This window comes from Carboxylicivirga marina (assembly GCF_016612505.1).
Lineage (GTDB): Bacteria > Bacteroidota > Bacteroidia > Bacteroidales > Marinilabiliaceae > Carboxylicivirga > Carboxylicivirga marina.
This window is the reverse complement of the sequence record NZ_JAENRR010000058.1, coordinates 21,367-30,641: the sequence shown is the minus strand read 5'-3', so window position 1 is coordinate 30,641 and position 9,275 is coordinate 21,367. Positions and strand designations below refer to the sequence as shown.

Genomic DNA, 9,275 nt, shown 5'->3' with positions numbered 1-9,275 from the left:
ATTTGAAAATTTCGTTAAAGGGTTCTGCGATTTTATCAAGTCAAAAATTGAAAAAACTAATTTTTAGAACCCACCTATAATTAGAAATGGAGGTGTAAGCGGGGCTCTTGCTTATTATGTAGATAATGTTAGTATAGAATTTGCCGCAGGACCAGATTTAAGTGTGGATTTACCAGTTATAGAAGGGTTTGAGTCAGATGAGGGTTATGCTTCAGATTTTAGTGTATCAGCACAAAATAGCTGGGCTAATACTAACCCAACAAGCATTTGGAAAGATGTATTTAGTTCCGCAGATGCATCGGATAAATTGTATGTGTCGTCTATTGAACAACAAATTAGGCCAGGTAGTGCTGGAGAGCAGTGTATGAAATTTGAAATTAATCATGCGGCTTATAATATTAAAGAAGGTACTTCAGGTTCTTCACTCGTTAAACTCAGAACACTCGCTCTTGATAATTTAATACAAAATAATGATTACATTATTCGAGTATGGGCGAAAACCACAACATCCAATGGGGTGGCCGCTATCAGTGCAACAAACGGAAATTATCAAACAATAACAAATGAATGGGTGGAGTATGAACTGCCTTTTACTGGAGTGGGTTCTCAAATAGCTCAAGTGTTTTTCAAGGATATTGATGCTGATTATGATGTGTTGCTTGATGATATGTCGATTGAAGATGACCCTGGAACAGTTACGAGCATAACTGATGCTTTTGATTCGAAAGTGATGATTTATCCAAACCCACTACAATCAACTTTAAACATTAAAACATCAGGCCAGGTTAGTTCAGTAGAAATCTACTCATTGACCGGTCAGAAAGTATATGGAAGCAACTTAGGAAGCAAACAAATTGATGTTGCTCAATTGGAGAAAGGCGTTTACATCGTTAGCATGGTGGTTGATGGTGAAGTGATTCGTAAAAAAGTAACAAAGCAATAAATTTCATAAGATTTGTTTAGTGATGAAAGGGGTTCTTGTTATGCAGGAGCCCCTTTTGTATTAGTTGCTGCATACATTCTTAATGAATTTGAACATAGAAGAAGATAATGCATTTATTGAGTGAAGTGCTGATTGTTGAATTGAGTTAACTTCTGTGTCGTCAATAAAAAGCGTTAGTTTTGAAAAGTTAACTCCATAAAAATAAATAGGGAGGGTAATTGTTAAATGTGTTGTTTTTAATGTATAGATCATGGTTAGTCAGCAATATAGACGGATGACTTTGTTAAGCATTGTGTTGAGTGTGTTTATTCTTGCTTCATTGGCACATGCGAAGGCCGGTGATGAAGTTTCATTTAAAAATATATATAAGGGTAAATTCTTGATTGGAGTGGCATTAAATGATCAAACCCTTCAAAGTAATGATAAGATCCTCAATAAATCGATTACTAAACATTATAATTCCATTGTGGCTGAAAACTGCATGAAAATGGAGCGCGTTAACCCCGGAGAAGGGGAATATGACTTTTCAGCTGCTGACCAATTTGTTGCCTATGGTGAGCGGAATAGTATGATAATCATTGGTCATACGCTTATTTGGCATTCTCAGGCACCGGATTGGATTTTTTTTGAGGACGATAAGGGAGGCGAGGTATCGAGGGAAGTACTTATTGATCGAATGCGTTCATACATTCATACGGTTGTTGGAAGATACAAAGGGCGCGTGCATGGCTGGGATGTGGTCAATGAAGCTATTCTGGCTAATGGTTGTTGGCGCGAGAGTAAGTGGTTTAAAATCATCGGGCCTGAGTATATTGAATTAGCTTTTAAATTTGCCCATGAGGCAGATCCTGATGCAGAACTGTACTATGATGATTATGGGATGACTGGATTAAAAAAAAGAAACGCTGTTGTTAAATTAGTCAATACCCTTAAACACAAACAGGTGCGAGTTGATGGTATTGGTATGCAAGCTCACTATGGTCTTAATTTGTCATTAATTGAATTTGAAAAAAGTGTTGAGGCATTTGTTCGTACCGGATTGAAATTGATGGTAACTGAATTAGATATCAGTGTATTGCCTTTTCCTCAAAAAGAAATGATAGCAGATGTTAATAAGCGATATCAATACGCTGCGAAACTGAACCCTTATACGAATTCGTTGCCGCAAGAAATTCTAACAAAACAGACAGATTTATATAAAGGACTCTTTAAAATTCTACTTAAGTATAGTCACGCTGTTTCACGTGTTACTTTTTGGGGGCTTAATGATGCTTATTCCTGGAAAAATAATTGGCCAATAAAAGGCCGGACTGATTATCCCTTGTTATTTGATAGAGATAATAGTGCCAAGTTGTCTTACAAGGCTATTGTGCAGTTGGTTGATGGAGAAGTAGTTCGTAAAAAAGTAAAAGCCCATCCGGCTAGAGGATTAGCAAATCATGTTAATTTTCAATTGGGTAAGTAGGTATCTACCGACCTCTATAGTTTTAAAAGCGATTTTTTCACAAATGGCATTGTAATAAATCTGCATTAATTGTCTTGACGCAAAATATAAACAAGAAAGTCACTAAGTGCTACAGGTATTGATTTTACTATCCCGCGGAGGGCTTGACCAACCCTCTCTGGAATTTTTTAAGCATTCGTGTAAAAAAACAATGTCATCGTGTAAGTTATGGTAGTTCTCGGGCCAAAAAAGATATTCCTCGTTTATTTTTTTAAACTTCTCGCCCAATAATTGACAATATTCGGGCAATAAATCAAAGGTATCGCTTAATTTTTCTGACTTTAGGATCAATAATTACCTGTTCTAGGGCTCTATTTTAGGTTTCTCGTGCAGTTTAAAAGGGTTGGTCGGAAAGGATGGCAATGGAGGGGGTGAAGTTTCAATTGTTTTAGTCATTCACAAAAGGGGCTTGCCTTTGTCTTGGTTAAAAGGCTCTATTTCTGCAGAATCAGTGACAGTTGGAACGCGCGGGTTGCTTTCTTTCCTGCTAGATTTTTTTCTTTGGAGCAATGCCAAAGAAGAAGGAATCATATTAAGCACTTACCGATACATTGACACGATAAACGCGTTTCATAGCTGATAATCTAATGATTATAATTCTCCAGCCTATTTATATTGTACCCTATTGTTAGTTTAAAGTCCTGCTAAAAATCAATTTGAATTGTGTTTGCTTTGTATAATCTGTTGTCAGTTTTTATTAATGTTTTGGGAGGTAAGTTTAAGTATACAAGCCCACTGTGCTTGTAAGACACTGCATGATTCATATGTAATTAAAGTATAACAGAGCGATTTTTATCCTTCATTGAACGATTCTTAATACCTGCTTCGTGTGCTTGATGCTAACTTTACAGCTCTTAAAAGGAAAGAATTAAAAATTATAAATATGCGAACGCTAGTCACCATTCTATTATTGAGCTGCCTGTTTGGCACAAGTATTTTCGCTGCTACTAAGAAAAAGCCAGCCCAACCCAATATTCTTATTTTTTATGTTGATGATTTAGGCTGGATGGATTTGGCCTGTCAGGGCTCTGAATTTTATGAAACACCAGCCATTGATCAACTGGCCAACGAAGGCATTCGCTTTACCCAGGGCTATACGGCACACCCCAGATGTGTGCCTGCGCGTTATGGGGTAATGACAGGTAAGTATCCTGCCAGAGGTCCTGCTCCGGGGGGTAAAGGCATGGTGGCCGAAGATGTAACCATTGCCGAAGCTCTTCAGGATGGTGGCTATGCCACTTTTTTTACAGGAAAATGGCATTTATTGTTCCGCGATAAGGAAGGGAATATGCCGCAAAATCAGGGTTTTGATGTTAATGTGGCCGGTGGAGCTGCAGGCGCACCTCCAACTTACTTCTATCCATATCGGAAAGGTGAATCAACACCCTCAGGCCGTAAAGGCTATAAAAAAGATGAGATACATGGTTTAGAAGATGGAAAAGAAGGTGAATACATTACCGATCGTTTGACTGACGAAACAGTTGAGTTCATGACAGAGCATGTGAAAAAAAATACAGACGAACCTTTCTTTGTATTTCTCTCGCATTATGGTGTACACACCCCTTTTGAAGCAAAACCGGAGCTGGTAGCCAAGTACGAAGCTAAATTGGCTAAAATGAAGTATGAGCTGCCTGAATATGAAAAGACCATTACAGGCGACAATAAATTACGTCAGGATTTTCCGGTTTATGCGGCCATGATCGAGAGTGTTGATCAGAGCATGGCAAAGATTCAAACCACATTAGAAAACTTGGGAATTGAGGATAACACCATCATTATCTTCACGGCTGATAATGGTGGTTTATCTACCCGTGGTAATACACGTCAATTGGCCACCTCGAATTATCCTTTGCGCTATGGTAAAGGCTGGTTGTACGAAGGTGGTATTCGTGAGGCTTTTATTGTGAAATGGCCGGGACAAACCAAGGCAGGCTCTGTGTCTGATGCTTTGGTGTCTGGTACAGATATTTACCCTACAGTATTGGGAATGGCCGGTTTAAAACAACGTCCTAACGATCATTTGGATGGCCTGGATGTAACAAATGCCATCAAAGGAAATAAGTTTGAGCGTAATGCGCCTCTTTTTTGGCATTCACCAATGGGACGACCAGGAAGTACTGGCGATAGTAATAGTTCAGCTGTGCGATTGGGCAATTATAAATTAATTGATTGGTACGATGAAGGGCGCATAGAATTATTTAATCTAAAAGATGACATTGGAGAGAGCAGGGATCTTAGTAGTAGTATGCCTGCCAAAGCAAGTGAATTGCACCACTTGGTAAAAGAATGGCGCCAATCAATTAATGCGGTTAAGCTAGATCCAAGTAAAAACAAATGGCAGAAGAAATAAATGACTAATTAACTGAATTATATTCTTTCATCACTTAATCCCTTATCATGAAACGAGCCATGAGAATAGCTTCTCACACAGAAAGATGACAAAATTGGCGAGTTCCATGTGGCAATAAAGAACAAAATACAAACACATGAAAAAAATAATAATACCTACTTGCATCCTGCTGTTTATTATTCTTTTATCATCTTGTGGTAGCAATAATAAAGTAGCTTCAGTTGATTCACAAAGTGAAATACCCACCGTGCAATCGACTCAAACGTATGATGTACTTGTTGAGGAAGATATAGTATATGCTCAAGGTCTGAGTCATGAAAGCATTAATAGTGATAATGCGAAAACGCTTCCTCTCAAGTTAGATGTATATACTCCGGATAATGATTCTGGTAACAGGCCTGTCTTCGTATTTATTCACGGAGGCGGTTTTGCTGGCGGTTCCAAACAACAAGGAAGAATAATTGAATGGGCCAATTATTATACCTCACGAGGTTGGGTGTTTATTTCGCTTGATTACAGACTTAAGAGAGATAAAGGCACCGTTCCGCAACAGTGGCTTGATTACGCAGTAAACATTCCTAAAAATAAAGCCGCTCAATTTTTAGCCGTTTATCCCGCCCTTCGCGATGCCAAGGCAGCTCTTCGTTGGGTAGTGGCTAATGCTGAAAAGTATAAGATTAACACTGAGTACATAACCTTAGGTGGAGGTTCTGCTGGTGCAGTTTCAGCCATCGCCATAGGCATCACGAATTCGGAAGATTTTAGAGATGAGCTAACAATTCAGCAAGATCCTTCTTTGTCAAGCACCAACGTGGAAATAGATTTCAAGGTTAGTGCCATAGTTGATTTATGGGGTTCAAAAGTGGCTTTGGATGCGATGGAAGAAATATTCGGTCATCAACGATTTAATAGTAACAACCCGCCATTGTTCATTGCCCATGGTACAGAAGATCCAACTGTGCCATTTACAAACGCAGAGGAGTTAAAAACGATTTATGAAACGAATAAGGTGCCATTGGCTTATTATCCACTAGAAGGGAAGGGGCACGGAGCCTGGGGAGCGACTGTTAACGATAAGGACTTGGCCGAGTTGGTATTTGAATTTATTGTGCAACAACAGGGCATAAATCTGGAATAGAATAACTAAAACATTTTATCAAAAAATATAAGAATAGATAATCGCATTTAGAATGAAAAATATAAAAATACTCTTATTCACTGCAGCCTTATTGATGCCATTGCAAAGTTTTTGCAAAAGCTCTAAAGACAAGCCGAATATTTTATTCATCGTTATAGATGATTTAAAAACAGATCTGGCTTGTTATGGTCAAACAGGTCTTGTAACACCAGGTATCGATCAATTAGCTGCCCAGGGTGTCATCTTCGATAATGCCTACTGTCAGCAGGCAGTGTGTGCCCCATCACGTATTTCTTGCTTCACGGGAATGCGCCCCGATCGCACGCAGGTAGTGGATTTAAAAACCAACATGCGCGATAAGCAGCCTGACATTGTGACTATCCCACAGTTTTTTAAGCAGAATGGTTATGAGACCGTTGGTTTTGGTAAATTAATGCATGGGGCCAAAGGCAATGATCCACTTTCCTGGACCATACCCTACAAGGAAAAAGACCAACTCAAGTATGCCAAAGGCTACGCATATCCTGCCAATGGGAAATACCAGAATCCAGAAGCTATTAAAGCTTATCAAGAAGCAAAAAGTAAAAAGCTAAACTGGTTTGAAACCAATGCCTATTTAAAAGAGCGTAATCTATCACCATCAGTCGAGAGCAGAGTTGTGCCTGATGATGCCTACCCCGATGGTGCAGTGGCAGAAGCTAGTATGATGCAATTGGAGCAGTTTGCAAAAGGTGATAAGCCGTTCTTTTTGGCTGTTGGCTTGAATAAGCCGCATTTGCCTTTTGCCGCACCGAAGAAATATTGGGATCTCTATAAACGTGAAAATATAGAGGTACATCCTTTTCAGGAGAAAGCCAAGCATTCACCCGATTATGCTTACCACACCTGGGGTGAATTACGTAACTATTCCGATATTCCTGATAAAGGAGATTTGTCAATTGATAAGCAAAAGGAGTTGATTCATGGCTACCGTGCTGCTACTTCATTTGCCGATGCCCAGGTGGCAAAGGTAATGGACAAGTTAAAAGAGCTTCAGTTAGATGAAAATACAATCGTGGTACTATGGGGTGATCATGGCTGGCACTTGGGTGATCATGGATTGTGGTGCAAGCATTCCAATTTTGAGCAGGCCACCAAGGTGCCTTTTATTATTAGTGCACCTGGAATGGCTATGGGTGAGCGAGCTGCTACCATGACCGAAATGGTGGATATATTCCCAACATTGATTGAATACGCTGGCTTTAATGTACCAAAACAGCTGGAAGGGCATAGTTTGCTTCCGGTGTTGGAGAAGCCCAATAAAAAAGTAAAGGATTATGCGATCAGTCAGTTTCCGCGTGGCAACAATAATATGGGCTACTCAATGCGTACTGAACGTTACCGCTTGACTCTTTGGTTAAAAGGTGAATTTCAAAAAGGTTCCATTGTTCATAAACCTTCCATCTTAGGTGTTGAACTATATGATTACAAGAAAGATCCACTTGAGAAAATATCCTTGGCTGGAGATCCTGCTTATCGTGAAATAACAGCTGAATTAAGAAATAAACTATTAACACTACTGCAAGAACAGGCCAAACAAAACAAGGTTAATTATTCAGGAAAAGCTCAAGGAGAAAAAACGAAAAAAGACTCAGGAAAAGGATTGGCTTCGATGGCCATAATTGATGGGCATTTCTCACAAGAGTTATCAAAAAGCTGGAAGACCAAAGGAGCCAATGGTGCTGTTGTTGACTTCAAAAGGGTTGCCAGTGATGATGGTCATACCTTAAAAGTTGCGGTTTCCAACTTGGGTAAAAATCCATGGGATATACAAATGATGTCGAAAATGCCAATGCAGCTTAAGGCCGGCGAAACGTTTCGTCTACACATTAAGGGTAAAGGTGGTGAAGGACGTGTGGTACTGCATCCCGAAGGTGGAAAACAGATTGTGCGTCACTTAAATTTGAGTCAAGAGCAGAGTGTGCAGGAACTGAATTTCCCAATTCAGGCAACAGGTGCTTATACCTTAAAATTACTCTTTATTGAAAAAGGAGAATATATCATTCAGGAAATTGATTTGGGAGATAAAGCGAAGGTAGCTGTACCTTTTGTAGAGGGGAGTGTTCGTCTTGATAATAAAAATATCCATGTATTGGGAGCCAATTATGTTACGCGTTCGAGTAATGAATTATCCTTCAGTCGCTTTTCTGATAAAACCTACCATTCGCCAAACGAAGTAAGGATGTTTAGCCTGGCTAATGGCAGAACGAACAGTGGGATTAAGCTCTTGTTTAAAACAGCCAGCAATAAAGTAAGCTTGAAGTTTGTTCCTGCTGAAGGAACTAATAGAGGTGCTGAGTTTTTAGTCCTTCAAGATGGACAGTTTGACAATACCTATAAATTTAATAACTCTATGAGTAAAGGAGAAATGGTATTGGATCTTACCAATAAGTTTACAGGTCAATCGACGGTCTTTGAAATAGTATTGCCAAGTTTAATAAATCTTAAACTTCATCAATTGATTGTAGATGAAGGGGCCGATTTGGAGGTCTTTACGCCTGATAAGAAGCCGGTATACCTCGCAATAGGAAACAGTATCACCCATGGTGTCGGACAAGGGTCAGCCAGTTATTTGAGCTACCCATACTTGTTAGCCGAGAAACTGGATTATAACTATTTTAATTTAGCTGTTGGCGGAGCGAAAATATCTCAGGCAGTGGCCGAGCAAACATCAGAAATGCCACAAGCCGATTTGATTACTATTCTTATTGGCTATAACGACTTGGTGGGTTTTGGAAAAACACCCGAAGACTATAAAAAAGACTATCGGAAGTTCCTTAAAACAATTCGCAAGCATCAACCCAATGCAACGATTTATTGCATAAGTGTCACTTATACTAATACAAAGAAGGGTAAAAAGACTAACTATACCCCAGATGATTTTCGAAAGTCTTTAAATGAATTGGTTGCGGAATTCTCCCGGGATGATAACAAAATAATCTTTGTGGAAGGAGATAAAATCAGTTCAAAGGAGAACTTACGAGAGGATAATCCGAAGGATCCGGTTCACTTTGGCATTAAAGGGGCTGCTTTGTTTGCAGATGAATTGTACTCCATTATCGCTAAGGATAACTAACAAGGCATTTGCATTGAAAACTAAATATACCACCCCGCCTGTCGGCACCCCTCCTAAAACATAGGAGGAGTACCACGGAGTGGGGAGGTGGTTGTGATGGTTATATGCAATTGCTTTGTGCAAATTAAGATCTGACTGTAGAAAATATACTTCATTAACTACGCGAGGTGTTTGCGTGCATAAGCGCAAACACCTCGCGTAGTTGCATACAAGCACCTCGCGCTA

Annotated in this window: 5 protein-coding genes; all 5 read left to right on the top strand. The window is 39.5% G+C overall.

The annotated features are described in order from the left end of the window. Nucleotides 1–163 precede the first annotated feature (163 nt). The 5 genes from JIV24_RS22820 (at nt 164) to JIV24_RS17950 (ending at nt 9,050) form a co-directional block, all read left to right on the top strand. A complete protein-coding gene (locus JIV24_RS22820; RefSeq protein WP_200466461.1) occupies nt 164–943 on the top strand; it encodes a T9SS type A sorting domain-containing protein in 780 nt (259 codons plus the stop codon). A 250-nt stretch (nt 944–1,193) separates the two neighbouring features. Next, entirely contained in the window at nt 1,194–2,408 is a 1,215-nt protein-coding gene (locus JIV24_RS17965) for an endo-1,4-beta-xylanase (protein WP_200466460.1), read from the top strand. A gap of 922 nt (nt 2,409–3,330) precedes the next feature. Continuing rightward, entirely contained in the window at nt 3,331–4,797 is a 1,467-nt protein-coding gene (locus JIV24_RS17960) for a sulfatase (RefSeq protein ID WP_200466459.1), read from the top strand. A gap of 136 nt (nt 4,798–4,933) precedes the next feature. Then, on the top strand, nt 4,934–5,935 hold the full coding sequence (locus tag JIV24_RS17955) for an alpha/beta hydrolase (protein ID WP_200466458.1): 1,002 nt from the start codon (nt 4,934–4,936) through the stop codon (nt 5,933–5,935). 52 nt (nt 5,936–5,987) lie between these two features. Beyond that, the gene (locus JIV24_RS17950) at nt 5,988–9,050 is read left to right on the top strand and encodes a sulfatase-like hydrolase/transferase (protein ID WP_200466457.1); all 3,063 of its coding nucleotides are present in this window, start codon (nt 5,988–5,990) and stop codon (nt 9,048–9,050) included. Nucleotides 9,051–9,275 lie beyond the last annotated feature (225 nt).

Bases quoted from the DNA above. Each gene is read 5' to 3' on its own strand.
- JIV24_RS17965 (WP_200466460.1), top strand. From the start codon at position 1,194: ATGGTTAGTCAGCAATATAGACGGATGACTTTGTTAAGCATTGTGTTG.
- JIV24_RS17960 (WP_200466459.1), top strand. From the start codon at position 3,331: ATGCGAACGCTAGTCACCATTCTATTATTGAGCTGCCTGTTTGGCACA.
- JIV24_RS17955 (WP_200466458.1), top strand. From the start codon at position 4,934: ATGAAAAAAATAATAATACCTACTTGCATCCTGCTGTTTATTATTCTT.
- JIV24_RS17950 (WP_200466457.1), top strand. From the start codon at position 5,988: ATGAAAAATATAAAAATACTCTTATTCACTGCAGCCTTATTGATGCCA.